This is a genomic window from Nitrospira calida (assembly GCF_976986435.1).
In genome coordinates, this window is the sequence record NZ_OZ335950.1 from 1,864,796 (window position 1) to 1,877,663 (window position 12,868).

The following is a 12,868-nucleotide window of genomic DNA, read 5'->3' on the forward strand; positions in this document are numbered from 1 at the left end:
GATAGCGAGTGCAAGCGGCTGAGCCGCCCGCCTGGTGCGTCGCATGGGAAGGAAGGTAGAAGCGGAAGGTATCGTGGGCGTAACGGCGGTGTTACAACGACGTTAATTTAGTTGCGTACCTGGCCAGCCATCCGCTGTGAAAGGCGCTGACAAAGGCTGGTGCGGACACGGCGCAACGGGTTGAGGATGAGATGGGAGGGGGTTACTCGATGCGGGAGAAGAGAACAGAGCTGTCTCCGGTCGCTTCGTCCCGCCGCAACACGACGTACATGGTCTTGTTGACCTCGTTGACTGTGATACCGATCCGGGCGGAGAAATGGTTGCTTGTAACGGCGTAGGCTTGCAACACGCGCAGCTCTTTGGCGATGGGCTCAAAGGTGCTGATCTGATCGAGGTCCTGCGTCGAACGATAGGGACGTCCTTGCACGATTTCGGCAGCCATTCCCGGCGTAATCCGTGGATCCAGCGCCTGGATGACGATCGGGGGGGCAGTGTTCAGGTTCACGCGTCCGTCCGCGCCGTTCTGCGGGTAAACGGTGACATAGGGCTCGAGCCGTTGCACAATCTCCTTCGTCATGCCCTTGATCAGATACAGTTCGGACAGGGTTTGCAAGGGAGCGTTGGCGGCCATGTAAGGCGGCCGGAGTGTCTGATAGTACGCGCTCTCTGCACCGTTTGGCTCCGGCACGTCGTCGGTGTCAACCCAGTCCGCAATCGCCTCCGCTACGTCGGGCCGTACCTGAAGCAATTCGAGCAATCGTTTCAGCCGCTTGAGTTTGCTGTCGCGTTGTTTGGGATCCTGGACGTTCGCCAGCTCGTTCAGGTTAAGCTTGCCGGTTTCGTCCTCGATTTGCGCGGACAGCACGCCGTCTCCCAGTTGGTACCCGACGATCGGGAGCGCCCAGAGATCCGTCAGGGCGTCGAACCGCTGGTTCGCGAGCTTCTCCATCTTATGGTCCCGCAACAGGACCGCCCGCGCGGCTTGGACGCCGGCCCGGGTCAACGCACTGACCTTGACGTGGTCCCGGAAGGCCGCCGCATCGCGATACTCCCGCCTGGCTTCGGCGTCGAATTCCAGAATGAGGGCGACCAAAAGGGTCAGGATGAGCAGCGCCAGGATCAGGGCGATGCCCCGTTCATCGCGGGCGGTCATAGGAGACCACGCGCAGGTTGGCTTCCAGAAGATGCGGCGCATCATACTTGGGTTTGAGTTTGAGGTGCCGGACCTGGACGCCGTACGGGGCTTGCTCCAATTCGACCAACAGCGCCAACAGGTCGGAGAAAGACACTCCGTCCAGTCGCAGATCCACCGAGGTTTCCTGATAGCTATGCGTCGCCGTCGGAGGTTGCGGCTGCATACCGACGATACGCTCACGTACACGGGTCTGGGAAGCGACCTCTTCCACAAAGGCGACGAGTGAAAACTGCGCCCCGGGAGGCGGCAGCCGGTCTTCGAGCCGCGAGAGACGCGCCTGCAGTGCGGCGTACTCTGCGCCGAGCGCTGCCACCTCGCGAATTTCTCGCTGCTTTCGGGCCGCCTGCCGTTCCAGTCGGTCCAGCCGTTCGAGCAAGGGATCGACGGCGGCGACGAACACCAGCGCAGCGCCGATCACGGCCGCCCCGGCACCGACCACGACCCGTTCGCGCTGCGCAAGCGCCTTCCAGCGTTGAGCGAGCGCCTGCGTCATAGCGGCTGCACCTTGAACGCCAATCTGAACACCACTTGCTTGGCCGATGCGCCGACCCGCGTGTCGCTGACAGCGACGTCCTCGAAGGCCGTCGATGCCGCGAACGCCTGCTTGATTCTCTCGACCGCTTCGAAGGAGTCTGTCTCGGCCTCCAGGTGGACGGTCCCATCTTCAATGATCAGTTCTCGCGCGGCGAAGGGCAGGCCGCGAGGCACGTGTTTGACGACTTGGGCGAACACCGGCAGCGCCCGCGTCTGCGATCCGCCGAGCACGTTCAAGGCTTTCTTCACGCCCTCTAGTCGAGCGCGGGCCTGGTCTAGTTCCTCGCCGGGCGCGGCGCCGCCGCCGAAATCCCGTTGAAACTGCGTCTGCAATGCGGCTTTTAGGTTCTTTACGCGGGCGTCGGTGAGCGAGACTCGCACGGAGAGATCGACGAGCGCCAGCACGCCGAGGATGAGGATTCCTGCCGCGGCGAGCCACCGATCGCGTCTGGCGGAGGTGGGTTTCGGCGAGGCCGACTCGGCAATCTGCTTCAGGTCGAGCGCGACTGCCGACCGCGAGGCGTGAAGCTTCCATCGGGGGCGCACGATCTTCGGATGAATCGCCAGTCCGAACGCTACGGAAAACGCGCGCGGGCAATCGGCGCCGAATCCCTGTCGGGGACCGACAGGAACCAGTTCGAGTTGGCGGGCCAGGTAACCATTCACCTCCCGAAGCTTGGAACCACCGCCGCAGACCCAGCAATGCGTGATCCGTGTCCGTGTGGTCGACTCGAATGCGTGCAGGGTCATCCGAATGTCTTTCAGTAACGGGTCCAGCCACGGCTCCACCTGTGCCGCGGCCATACTCCGTTTCTGCCGTTCCGCTTCGGCGAATGAGCAGGCGTAGCGGGCAGCCAAGGCCTCTGTCACACGGTCTCCGCCCCATGGAATTGTGCGCAGGAGCACGGGCCGTCCCTGGTGAATCAGGCAGAGCGTAGATTTGGACGCGCCAAGATCAATGATAGCCAGATCTGCAGGCACGTCGGCGCCTTCCCGTTTGAGAAACTCCGTCACGGAGAACAGGGCCAAGCCGTCCACGTTGATGGCGGCAGGATCGAGATCGGCCTCGGCCAAGAACTTGATGTGATCCGCTACCACCCTCTTGGGCGCCGCCGTGACCAGGACCTCGGAGGCTGCGCCGGAGTGTCGCGCGGGCTTGGTCGCTCCTGGCGGCAGCACCACGCTCCCAACCGCCACCTCTTCCAAGGGAAGGGGGATCAAGTTTTCCACTTCGAAGGGCACGACCATGGCCAGTTTGCTGGCGTCTTGGAAGGGAAAGGACAGGGTGCGGATGAACAGGTCGCGGCAAGGGATGGCGGTGACCAGGTCTCCGTGATAAAGGCCGTTCTGCCAGAGGAATTTTCGGAGAAGCGCGGCCTTGCGCGCCGGCTCCAGTGCTTGCTCGAGCATGGACGGCATCGGTTGGTGGAAATATTCCACCGACTCTCGACCGCTGAGCGCCCGGCGGAAGCGCACCGCTTTGATAGCGGTCCGTCCCAAGTCGAGTCCGATGCAATCAGCGACCATCATGAGACCGTCATGTGTACTGTGCGAGGTGTCATCCGTGATGCGTGAACAGGAACCAGATTCTTACAGGACTGTCAACTGCGGATGCGCAATTGACCCGCCGACGGACACTCTCATCGGGACGCCAGCGGCCGCCAATGGCAAGCCCGATGCGGTGGCGCGCTGCACGAACGCGGGAGAAGGCCTCACGGAGATGGACAACGCCAGCGTGCTGTTTCGGAACGGCCGCCTCAGCATGACTTGACCGTCTCCGTGAACAAACCCGTCGGCTCCATCCCCGGTCAGCTCCTGAATCCGGCAGACGGTGGTCCGGCATTGCACGGTCATCTTCGCGTGAGCCAACGTGATGGCGGGAAAACGGAGTTGACCCGAGACGAATTGCTCGATCGAGACGTCCGCCACGTCGATGGTCCACGTTCCTTCCAGCACCGCTGCACCACCTGGCGAAGTTCCTTCCCACCGCTGCGTGAAATCGACGCTCAGGTGCCCGCGGCGCACGGCCGGAAAGCCCAAAGCGGAGAAAGGGAGGCGTTCGATTCGCCCCGAGATGGACAGTGGACCGGTGCCGGACCAGGCGTCCGCCGTCACCCGGACGGTCGCGCGTCCGCCTCCGACGGACGCGTCGCTGTGCAGCGAGGCGTCCAGGTTGGCGGCCAGGCGGCCGGTCAGCACGCTCGCCGCGTTGAATGTCACCCGGAGCTCGTCCATCTGCATCCGCACGTTCTCGTCTGCGACCAGGCTGACCCCGCGCCAGGTCAGGCCGAGCGGCCAGTTCATCTCCCATTGGTCGGCGGTGATGTCGACGCCGGTTCGGCCGGACACCTCCGCCAAGATGCGCGCCTGCAGCGCGTCATAGGGGAAGGTGACCAACAGAAAGAACGCGACCAGCCCGCCCAGTGCCGCGGTCCACCCCGCCGCGCGTTTGATCTGGGGCGACCCAAGCCGCTCGCGTATCAGGACTGCGCTCCGACGGTGATCCATTCTCTGATAATCCGCACGTCCTCTTCGGCGAATTGGAATGTCAGCTCGATCGCCACCGCCTGCGGTTGTGACCGTCTGGTCCGCCCGTCCCACTCATCCACCCAGGTCCGGGAGAGGGGATCGAAGTACCGGACATCGAAGCCGACGACGTGATCCGCCAAATCGGTGCGCTCGAGCCATTCATCGGTGAGGCCATAGAGATTGCGTCGAGCCAGCCTGATCAGGCGCGTTCCCTCACGAGTGTAGAGCACCCGGGCCAGTTCGCTTTCCGCCGCTTCCTCCCGGGCTCTGATCTGACTCGATGACAGAAACGCCACCACATCCGCAGGTCGGCCGTTCTGTTGTCCGTTCTGTCCGATCCACGGCGACGACGGATGAAGCTGGGCCGACATCAACTCGTCCGCCATCAGCCGGAGCGTGCTGCGGATCACGTGTTCCCGCCCGGCAGCGTCCCTGACTGAGTCCACCAGACGAACGGTGGAGGCCAGGGAGGCAAAGACCAATGCCGCAACCGTCGCCAGGGCCGCGACCGCCAGGAGCACTTCCAGCAAGGTGAACCCGCGCTGATCGTCACGACGGTGGGGACTGGAAAACATAGGTGCTCACCTCGACCATTCCTTCGCTGTCTCCCCTCGGCCACATCACTTGCACGCGGACTTCCCGCACCAGATCCAATGGAGTGGGCGAGACAATGCGCTTCCAACGGTAACCCGACGCCCGGTTGCCTGTTTCGGCGGCGATCTCAAATCCCGGCGGTAATCCCTTGAAGTCGCCGCTGACTTCGCCCAACGGCAGAAATCCGGCGAGCTCGGCCTCCAACAACTTTTCCTGCGCCAGCAGCGTCGCGGCCGTCAGGTCTCGCGCCCGCAGATGCAGGTCCACGTCCCAGTTGCGCAGTCCCAAGAGGACCGGGAGCGCGATGGCTAGAATCGCCAGCGCAATCATGACTTCCAAGAGCGTGAAGCCCTCGTCATCCCGCCGGCCGGGAACAGCTCCCATCATGGCGTCCCTCCGACGACCGGAACCGAACTGGTCCCAAGCCCGACGAGCGGCTGAACCAGAACGCGGAGCCGATCCGGAATCGGCTCCTTCGGCTTGTCCTCGGCCGCGCGGTCGACGATCTGCAGCGCGCCGGTCACGGCGTGAATCTTCACCGTCAGCGCGTTCTGGTCGTCGTCAGCGAGCACGATGGCCGCAGGGTCTGTCTTGCCCGTCGGCAGCACCTGAATGGACACCCGGCCCGACTCGATTCGGCCCCTGCTCGGCGTGGTCACGGCGAGAAATCTGATCGGCTCCGGTAAGGTCTCGCGCCGGGCGAGGACGGGATCGACCGGCGTCCGCTCTTCGGCTCCTTCGAGCGCCACCGCCCAATACCTGCGCTGGTCGAGATCCAGGTAGAGGCGGAACGGTTTCTGCGCCGCCGCGGCGGCCGTCTGCAAGGACCGGATCGCGGCTACCAGGGCTCGGGTTGCCGACGACAACGGGTTCGCGATGCCGGTGCGGGGAAGCACCAACGTCATCAGGATCCCCATGAGGCACAACACCAGGATCATCTCCACGAGGGTAAAGCCGGCTGTGTTCCCAGGGGTGAAAGGCCCGAGACCCGCGCCGAGAGGGACGGATGAACAACGAGGATCCGGCTCGAAATCCGGTCCGTAGATCCCCGGCCTCTCGCCACACGCTCCTCGCCTCATGCCTAGTCCTTGTCCAGATTCCAATTTGTAATATCGGCGTTCACGCCTTCGCCGCCGACTTCGCCGTCGGTGCCCAGCGAGATAATCTCGTATTCGCCATGGGGACTCGGGCTGAGATACTTATAGGGATTGCCCCAAGGATCCTCCGGGATTTTCTGCAGGTAGCCTCCCGGCTTCCATTTTTTGGGGATCACCCCGACGGTCGGTTTTTCGACCAATGCCTTGAGCCCCTGTTCCGTCGACGGATACACGCCGTTGTCCAGCTTATACAGTTGCAGGGCGCCCTCGATGTTGCGGATCTGAACTTTGGCCGCGGTCCGTTTGGCCTCATCCGTTCGGCCCATGATGCGCGGCACCACCAACGCGGCCAGGATGGCCAGGATGGCCACGACTACCATGATCTCGATAAAGGTAAAACCGGTCACGGAGAGCCAGACGCCAGGCGCGAGGCGAGGGGTCAGAGAGTTCCTGGTTGACCTTGTCAGCCGTTTCATTCTGAAGCACCCGTCTCTTCTGGTGATTCGTTCACTCATCGCTGTCTTATCGCACCATCTGTCCCATCTCGAAAATCGGCAACAGAATGGCGACCACGATAAAAAAGACCACGGCGCCCATGACCAGAATCATCACTGGCTCCAGCAGCGAGGTAAGCCGCGTGATGACCCGGTCCACTTCCCCGTCGTAGATCTGGGCGATCCGCCGCAGCATCTCTTCCATCTCGCCGCTCTTTTCGCCGACCGCGATCATATGCGTGACGAGGGACGGAAATTCCCCGCTGCGCTTCAACGGCTCGGCGATGGCCTGCCCTTCTCGGATGTGCTGTCGGGCGTGCTCGACCGCCCGTTCGAGCACGCGGTTGTTCATCACCCGTTTGGCGACGTCCAAGGCGTCCAGCAGTTGCACCCCGCTTGCCAGCATGGTCGCCAACGTGCCGGCCAACCGTGAGATCGAGACCATGCGCGCCACGTCGCCGATCAGGGGTAGTTTCAACAGCAACCGATCGGCGGCGAGACGTCCGGCTGGAGTCTTCAGAAGGCGCTGAGCGCCTCCCAGCGCCAAGCCGAGTCCGGCCAGAAGGAGCAGCCACGAGTCGGCAAGAAACCGGCTGATCCCCATTAAGACCACCGTCGGCCACGGGAGCGCTTGCTTGAGATCGGCGAACACGGCGGTGATTGTCGGCACCACGAACGTCATCAGAAAGAACAGCACGACGATGCCGACCATCAGCATGAGAGCCGGATACAGGGCGGCGTTCGTGACCTTGTGTTTCAACGCGAGCTGCTTCTCCAGAAAATCGGCCAATCGAAACAGAATCTGGTCCAGCGCGCCGCTGGCTTCTCCGGCGCGGACCATATGGATATAGACGGAAGGAAAGTCTTGCGGATAGCGTTCCAGCACGGCGCTGAGCGCTTTGCCTCCGCGGATCTCCTCTCGTACGTCGGCCAGCAGCCCCTTGACGGCCTTCTTGTCCGATTGGTCGATGAGAATGCCGAGCGCCTCCACTAGCGGCAAGCCGGCCACCAGCAGTGTACCCAACTGTCTAGTGACGACGGCCAGTTCCTGAACGGACAACGCAGCGGAACGCCCCGGCGCCGAGTGCGCGCGCACCGCTGCTCCGGCCCCGCCGTCGCGACGCTGCCCTTGCTCGATGACATCGGTCGGGTAGATCCCGTCTTTGCGGAGCTTCAGCCGTGCGACCTTGGCACTCTCGGCGTCGATGATCCCGCTGGCTGTCGCACCGTCGGCGCGAACACCTTTGTACTGATAGACCGGCATGGGGGTGGGTTACAGTTCGACTTCCTGCTGGGTGATGCGCATCACTTCTTCGGTGGTGGTCACTCCCTGCGCGACCTTCGCGGCGCCCTCTTGTTTGAGAGGAACCATCCCTTTGGCGATGGCGGCCTGTTTGATCGCCACCGAGTCCACCTTGGTGCCGATCAGGCGACGGATGTCGTCGTCCATCAACAGCAGTTCGTAGATGCCGGTGCGCCCGCGGTATCCGGTCTGCGAGCAGGCCGCGCAGCCGGCGCCGCGATAGAACGTCGGACGGGGTGTGGTAAGGGGAAGCCCGAGCCGGATGAGCTCTTCGTCGCTGGGACGGTAGGGGCGTCGACACTCGAGACAGATCTTCCGCAACAACCGCTGAGCCAGCACGGCGACGACCGATGACGCAACGAGAAACGGCTCGATCCCCATGTCGATCAGGCGGGTCGGAGCGCTGGCGGCATCGTTTGTGTGCAAGGTGGAAAACACCAAGTGGCCAGTCAGCGATGCATGAATGGCGATCTCGGCAGTTTCCAGGTCCCGGATCTCTCCGATCATGATGACATCCGGGTCCTGACGCAAAATCGACCGCAGTCCGGAGGCAAACGTCAAGTTGATCTTCGGATTGACCTGCATCTGGCCGATGCCCTGAAGCTGGTACTCGACGGGGTCCTCGACGGTGATGATGTTCTTGTCTGGTGCGTTGATTTGGCTGAGCGCCGCGTAGAGGGTGGTGGTTTTGCCGCTACCGGTCGGGCCGGTCACCAGGATAATGCCGTGCGACAACCGAATGAGCTGCTGCATGACCGCCAACTGGTCGGGTGAGAAACCGATTTCTGAAAGGTTCAGCAGCCGGTTTTCCTTCTCAAGCAGCCGCAACACGACGCGTTCGCCATGCGAGGTCGGCAACACGGACACCCGAATATCGATGTCCTTGCCGGCCGTCCGAATCCCGAACCGGCCGTCCTGTGGCAGCCGTTTCTCGGCGATATTCAGCCTCGCCATAATTTTCAGGCGCGCAATGATGCTGGCTTGCAGATGTTTAGGCGGAGTCAGCACCGGATAGAGCACGCCGTCGATCCGATAGCGTACGACCAAGCCTTTCACAAACGATTCGAAGTGGATGTCACTGGCCCGCTGCTTGACGGCCTGGAAGAGGATGGAATTGACCAGGCGAATGATCGGCGCTTCGTCAGTGGCATCCAGCAGATCCTGCGGTTCGTCCAGTTCCCGGGCGAGTCGATCCAAATTTTCCTCTGCCGCCAGATCCTCCATGACCTGCTCAGCGGCGGGATTAGCGGCCTGGTCGTAGACATGGTTCAGGCAGGAGAGGAGCGACACGCTTGTCGTCAAGACCGGTGCGACTGGCACGCCGAGCAACAGGCGAAGATCGTCCAGGGCAGCCGTCTCCAGCGGGTCGCACGTGGCGACGGTGACGACGCCGTCTTCCGCCCGCAAAGGAAGCACTCGGTACCGACGGGCGAAGCCGATGGGAACACGTTTCAAAAGATCCGGATCGACCTGATCGGGTTCCAGGTGCGGCAGCCACGGCAATTCGAACTGATAGGCGAGGGCTTGCAGCACTTCGTCGTCCCGGATGGCGCGGAGCCGCACCAACACGTCGCCAAGTCGCCCTCCCTTTTCCCGCTGCTGCGAGAGCGCCTCTTCCAGTTTGGCATCAGGGAGATTGAATTTCTCGCTGAGAATGGTTCCCAGCAGCGGACGTCCGTATCCCACAGGCTCACCGTTTCCGCTCACGCGCCACCAATGAGAACCGAAACGATCGTCACCGGGTTACCAAGTTACACCGCACTGGCTTCAGACTCTGCTCAAAGAAACGGGACCGAACCCTCTGATATTCGGGCACGACGCTGCACAAACATACTCTTCCTCTTGCCCGATGGCAAGATGCGGAACACAATCGGTCGTGCGCGCGCAGAAGACCTCACAATGTCCTTTGAGGTTTCCCGCTAAGAAAAAAAGAATGCCGCGCGCTTGGCGTGAGGTGCGCTCAAAACCGAAAGGCGACGCCTCCGACCGCGTGAAAGATGCTGTACGCGCCGCTCACGCCGAATGTCGGATCGAATGTGCTGACGGCGGCATAGTTGTACTTTCCTTCTGCGAAGACGCCCCTTTCGTCGGTGAGGAACAGTTTGAATCCGGCGAGCACGTTCAGTCCCGGAACCCATTGCCGGCCTTGGATCGGACCGGATGAGGATGAAAAAAAATAAAAGGCGCCGGCGCCGACGCCGAGGTAGGGCTGGACGATTTGGTCCGGATACCGCACGATCACATTGAAGGTGTTCATGGTGACATTCCGCAAGGCGCCGCCGGTGCTGATCCCGCCGTAGCCCGCCATGTCCCACTCGGCGGACGCTTCAGAAAACCTGGCTGAAAGCCCCAAGAGCAGAGCCAACACGCTTGCCTGCGTTCCATGACGGTGGAAGAGCTTCAAACCGGTCCTCCGGTCAGACGCGGTGCCGATGCGGCGGCATCGCAACGAACGGGAACATACTATCGGGAAGGCAACCGGACAGTTTCGCGCAGATTAACTTCGCGTGAAATTCCGCCGGCCAGTGGTGGTCGTTGCAGGCGCAAGGTCGCGCTCGTCCAACCTCTGTGAGGAGGAGAAGGGGAGGGAGAAGATCAGGGCGAGGCCGGGACCTGTTTACCGGCGGCGGGTGGGTCTGTAGCTTGCTGGTTGCGTGGCTCTAAATGCTCGATCACGTCCTGCTTCAGGCGAGTCGGCTCCTCGATGCGGTTCTCCCGTTGAAGCGTGCCGACGTCGGCGGCCTTGCGTTGGTTCAATTCGACGACGTCAACGTCGTCTTTGATGATGTGCGGGGTCAGAAAGACGAGCAGGTTCAGCTTTTCCACTTGCCGGCTCTGAAACCGGAACAGCCAGCCGAGCAGCGGAATGTCGCCCAGCAACGGGATCTTGCGCTCGCTGAGGGTGACATTGTCACGAACCAGTCCACCGATGACGAGGGTCTGTTTGTCTCGGGCGATAGTGGTCGTTTCCATGGCGCGTTTGGTGGTGGTTGGGCCGACCGGCACCGTCGCATTGCCGGTCCCGATCGTCTGCGCCACGCTTTCCGAGATTGCGGTGATCTCCTGTTTGATTTCCAAGCGCACGAGGTCGTTTTCCAGTACCTGCGGCGTGATTTCCAGCGTGACGCCGACGTCTTTGCGCTCGATCGTCACCAGCGTGCCGCCGGTGATGCCCTGCGCCTGGCCGGTGGGGAAAGGCCGATTCTCACCGACGACGATCTTCGCTTTTTGGTTGTCAGCGGCCATAACCTGCGGCGTGGACAGGATATTCGTGTCCGTCAGATTCATCAGCAGTTGCAGAAAAGCCCGCACGTTGATCGTGTTGAGCACGGTCAGCGCGCCCCCCGTCGTCGCTCCGGTGCCGATGCCGCTGATCGTCTGAGCGAGCGAGGCTAACTCTTCAGGCGCGCGGTTGAATCCCCCGATGGCTTGCACCGATCCGCGGCTCCCCGCCGCAATCGCCTGGAGCGGATCGCTGCCAATTTGCCGCAGGCGATCCACCTGCACTTCGAGAATGACCGCTTCCACGAAGACCTGATGGCGGCGCGTGTCGATCTCGCGAAGCACCGACTGCAACCGGTTATAGGCCGTACGAGTGGCGCTGATTACTACACTGTTCGTGGCCTTATCGGCGAAGACCTGAACCGGTGCTTCAAATTCCGTCAACGGCCGGAGCGGCGGGCGGCCGGTCGGGGTCGCCGTCGGCACAGCGGAGGATTTCGCGACCAGGTTCGTCAGCAGCGCGGCCGTGTCGCTGGCGTTGGCGTACTTGAGCTTGTACACATAGACGTTCCGTTCGGGCGGCACCTCCGCGGTCTGCACAATCTGCACGACGTTCCCCTTCGGAATTGCCATCAGCCGGCTGACCTCCAAGGCGGCCAGGAACATGTTGTACGCCTGGTCCACGCTGACTTTGGTGGGAGAAAACAACGTGATCTTCCCGGCGGTTTTCTTGGCAGTCTCGTCCAAGACAAAGTTTTTCCCGGTCAGTTCGCTGATGAAGCGCACGAAGACCGGTAGCTCAACCTCGTTGAAATCGAGTGTGACACGGCCGGGTTGAGGCGCTCCGTTTTGCGCCGCCGCGACGAGCGTCGTCATCATCGGCAACGCGGCGAAAGCGGCAATGGCCAGCGTTCTAGCGAATCTCATAGGTCAGGGTCGTCGGTTGATTGTTGCGCAAGACATCGACTTTGACCGTCCGCTCGTTCTTCACCTGTTGAAAGACGCGCAGCATGGTGCCGGGGTCGCGGACCTCCACGCCGTTGACCCGTTGCAGGACGTCGCCGTAACTCAACCCGATCTTTTCATAGAAGCTCGCCGGAGCAATAAAGTCGATGCGGAACCCGTCCAGCGTGCCGTTGGTGAAATGCGGCACCGCATGGGCCTGCATGAGCAGCTTTGACACATCCGCCATCGCCTGCTCGACTTCGCGTCGGTCCAGCACCCGGTGTGTCGGAACAGATGCGTGATGGTGAGCCGCGAACGTGGTTGGAGAAGCGGAGGCCGCCGCGGCCGTTCCCGCCTGCCCCTGGTCCAAGAGTGCGAGCGGGAGCACTTCCTCTTGCCCGCCCTCTCGGATTACGACGGCGTCCTTCCTGATTTCCGCCAACTCTCCCACCTCGGGAATCCGCTCATGCAGCCGAACCAGGATCTGCCGCTTGGTTGCCAGCTCTTCGAGGACGGCAGAGATGCCGCCTTGGTCGCCCATGACCGTACCCAGCAGTTTCACTTTTTTAACGACCTCGAGTGGCGGGCGCGTGACGTTCGCCAGTTGGCCGGGCAGTGTCCTTTCGGAGGACTCCTCCGCAGGAAGCGGGAACAGGCTGCCGGCGCGGATTTCAGCCGCTAGTTGAGCTGGCGGAACAATCGGCGCAGTGGGCTCGGCGACCGAAGTCAACGGCTGCGGCACAAACGGCATCAAGAGCGAATGCGCGATGAATGCGTTGATTGAATGGGCGATGAGGAACGCGGACAGTGTCAGAAACAGCGCGAGCGCCATCCGCCGCAACATAGTGGATCGCTTTCGTGAGTGCGCGATGAGAAGAGTCGGTCGATCGAGGCACGGTATGGTATCCCGACTGCCTCGGCGACTGCAATGGGGTGACGGCGCGAGATTCGTTAA

General features: G+C 62.2%; 13 protein-coding genes. All 13 read right to left on the minus strand.

Translation table 11 applies throughout. The annotated features are described in order from the left end of the window. Positions 1-202: 202 nt before the first annotated feature. The 13 genes from gspK to gspC all read right to left on the minus strand — a co-directional run bounded on the left by gspK (position 203) and on the right by gspC (position 12,757). The gene (gene gspK, locus ACWHTU_RS09235; RefSeq protein WP_447863232.1) at positions 203-1,153 is read right to left on the minus strand and encodes a type II secretion system minor pseudopilin GspK; all 951 of its coding nucleotides are present in this window, start codon (positions 1,151-1,153) and stop codon (positions 203-205) included. After that, positions 1,137-1,688, minus strand: coding sequence for a type II secretion system protein GspM (gspM, locus tag ACWHTU_RS09240; protein WP_447863233.1), 552 nt, complete (start codon positions 1,686-1,688; stop codon positions 1,137-1,139). The genes gspK and gspM overlap by 17 nt, the downstream gene beginning before the upstream one ends. After that, a complete protein-coding gene (pilM, locus tag ACWHTU_RS09245; RefSeq protein ID WP_447863234.1) occupies positions 1,685-3,259 on the minus strand; it encodes a pilus assembly protein PilM in 1,575 nt (524 codons plus the stop codon). The genes gspM and pilM overlap by 4 nt, the downstream gene beginning before the upstream one ends. A 60-nt stretch (positions 3,260-3,319) precedes the next feature. Further along, complete coding sequence (gene gspN / locus ACWHTU_RS09250; protein WP_447863235.1) at positions 3,320-4,237, minus strand: type II secretion system protein GspN; 918 nt, start codon at positions 4,235-4,237, stop codon at positions 3,320-3,322. Then, positions 4,210-4,833, minus strand: a complete 624-nt coding sequence (locus ACWHTU_RS09255; RefSeq protein WP_447863236.1) for a type II secretion system protein GspJ — start codon at positions 4,831-4,833, stop codon at positions 4,210-4,212. The genes gspN and ACWHTU_RS09255 overlap by 28 nt, the downstream gene beginning before the upstream one ends. Further along, positions 4,808-5,239, minus strand: coding sequence for a type II secretion system protein GspI (locus ACWHTU_RS09260; protein ID WP_447863237.1), 432 nt, complete (start codon positions 5,237-5,239; stop codon positions 4,808-4,810). The genes ACWHTU_RS09255 and ACWHTU_RS09260 overlap by 26 nt, the downstream gene beginning before the upstream one ends. Further along, positions 5,236-5,931, minus strand: a complete 696-nt coding sequence (locus ACWHTU_RS09265) for a pilus assembly FimT family protein (protein WP_447863238.1) — start codon at positions 5,929-5,931, stop codon at positions 5,236-5,238. The genes ACWHTU_RS09260 and ACWHTU_RS09265 overlap by 4 nt, the downstream gene beginning before the upstream one ends. Before the next feature lie 2 nt (positions 5,932-5,933). Next, complete coding sequence (gspG, locus tag ACWHTU_RS09270; protein ID WP_447863239.1) at positions 5,934-6,425, minus strand: type II secretion system major pseudopilin GspG; 492 nt, start codon at positions 6,423-6,425, stop codon at positions 5,934-5,936. Positions 6,426-6,471: 46 nt separating this feature from the next. Continuing rightward, positions 6,472-7,707: a type II secretion system inner membrane protein GspF gene (gene gspF / locus ACWHTU_RS09275; protein ID WP_447863240.1), complete on the minus strand. Its 1,236-nt coding sequence runs from the start codon at positions 7,705-7,707 to the stop codon at positions 6,472-6,474. A 9-nt stretch (positions 7,708-7,716) separates the two neighbouring features. Next, a complete protein-coding gene (gspE, locus tag ACWHTU_RS09280; protein ID WP_447863241.1) occupies positions 7,717-9,432 on the minus strand; it encodes a type II secretion system ATPase GspE in 1,716 nt (571 codons plus the stop codon). Between the two features lie 274 nt (positions 9,433-9,706). Further along, entirely contained in the window at positions 9,707-10,150 is a 444-nt protein-coding gene (locus ACWHTU_RS09285) for a hypothetical protein (RefSeq protein WP_447863242.1), read from the minus strand. Between the two features lie 191 nt (positions 10,151-10,341). After that, a complete protein-coding gene (locus ACWHTU_RS09290) occupies positions 10,342-11,895 on the minus strand; it encodes a secretin N-terminal domain-containing protein (protein WP_447863243.1) in 1,554 nt (517 codons plus the stop codon). Beyond that, positions 11,882-12,757 carry a type II secretion system protein GspC gene (gene gspC, locus ACWHTU_RS09295; RefSeq protein WP_447863244.1) on the minus strand — a complete coding sequence of 292 codons (876 nt, stop codon included), beginning with the start codon at positions 12,755-12,757 and terminating at the stop codon, positions 11,882-11,884. Before gspC ends, ACWHTU_RS09290 begins: the two co-directional genes overlap by 14 nt. Positions 12,758-12,868: the final 111 nt, after the last annotated feature.

Coding starts and splice junctions, on each gene's coding strand:
- gspK (WP_447863232.1), bottom strand. CDS start 1,153: ATGACCGCCCGCGATGAACGGGGCATCGCCCTGATCCTGGCGCTGCTC.
- gspM (WP_447863233.1), bottom strand. CDS start 1,688: ATGACGCAGGCGCTCGCTCAACGCTGGAAGGCGCTTGCGCAGCGCGAA.
- pilM (WP_447863234.1), bottom strand. CDS start 3,259: ATGATGGTCGCTGATTGCATCGGACTCGACTTGGGACGGACCGCTATC.
- gspN (WP_447863235.1), bottom strand. CDS start 4,237: ATGGATCACCGTCGGAGCGCAGTCCTGATACGCGAGCGGCTTGGGTCG.
- ACWHTU_RS09255 (WP_447863236.1), bottom strand. CDS start 4,833: ATGTTTTCCAGTCCCCACCGTCGTGACGATCAGCGCGGGTTCACCTTG.
- ACWHTU_RS09260 (WP_447863237.1), bottom strand. CDS start 5,239: ATGATGGGAGCTGTTCCCGGCCGGCGGGATGACGAGGGCTTCACGCTC.
- ACWHTU_RS09265 (WP_447863238.1), bottom strand. CDS start 5,931: ATGAGGCGAGGAGCGTGTGGCGAGAGGCCGGGGATCTACGGACCGGAT.
- gspG (WP_447863239.1), bottom strand. CDS start 6,425: ATGAAACGGCTGACAAGGTCAACCAGGAACTCTCTGACCCCTCGCCTC.
- gspF (WP_447863240.1), bottom strand. CDS start 7,707: ATGCCGGTCTATCAGTACAAAGGTGTTCGCGCCGACGGTGCGACAGCC.
- ACWHTU_RS09290 (WP_447863243.1), bottom strand. CDS start 11,895: ATGAGATTCGCTAGAACGCTGGCCATTGCCGCTTTCGCCGCGTTGCCG.
- gspC (WP_447863244.1), bottom strand. CDS start 12,757: ATGTTGCGGCGGATGGCGCTCGCGCTGTTTCTGACACTGTCCGCGTTC.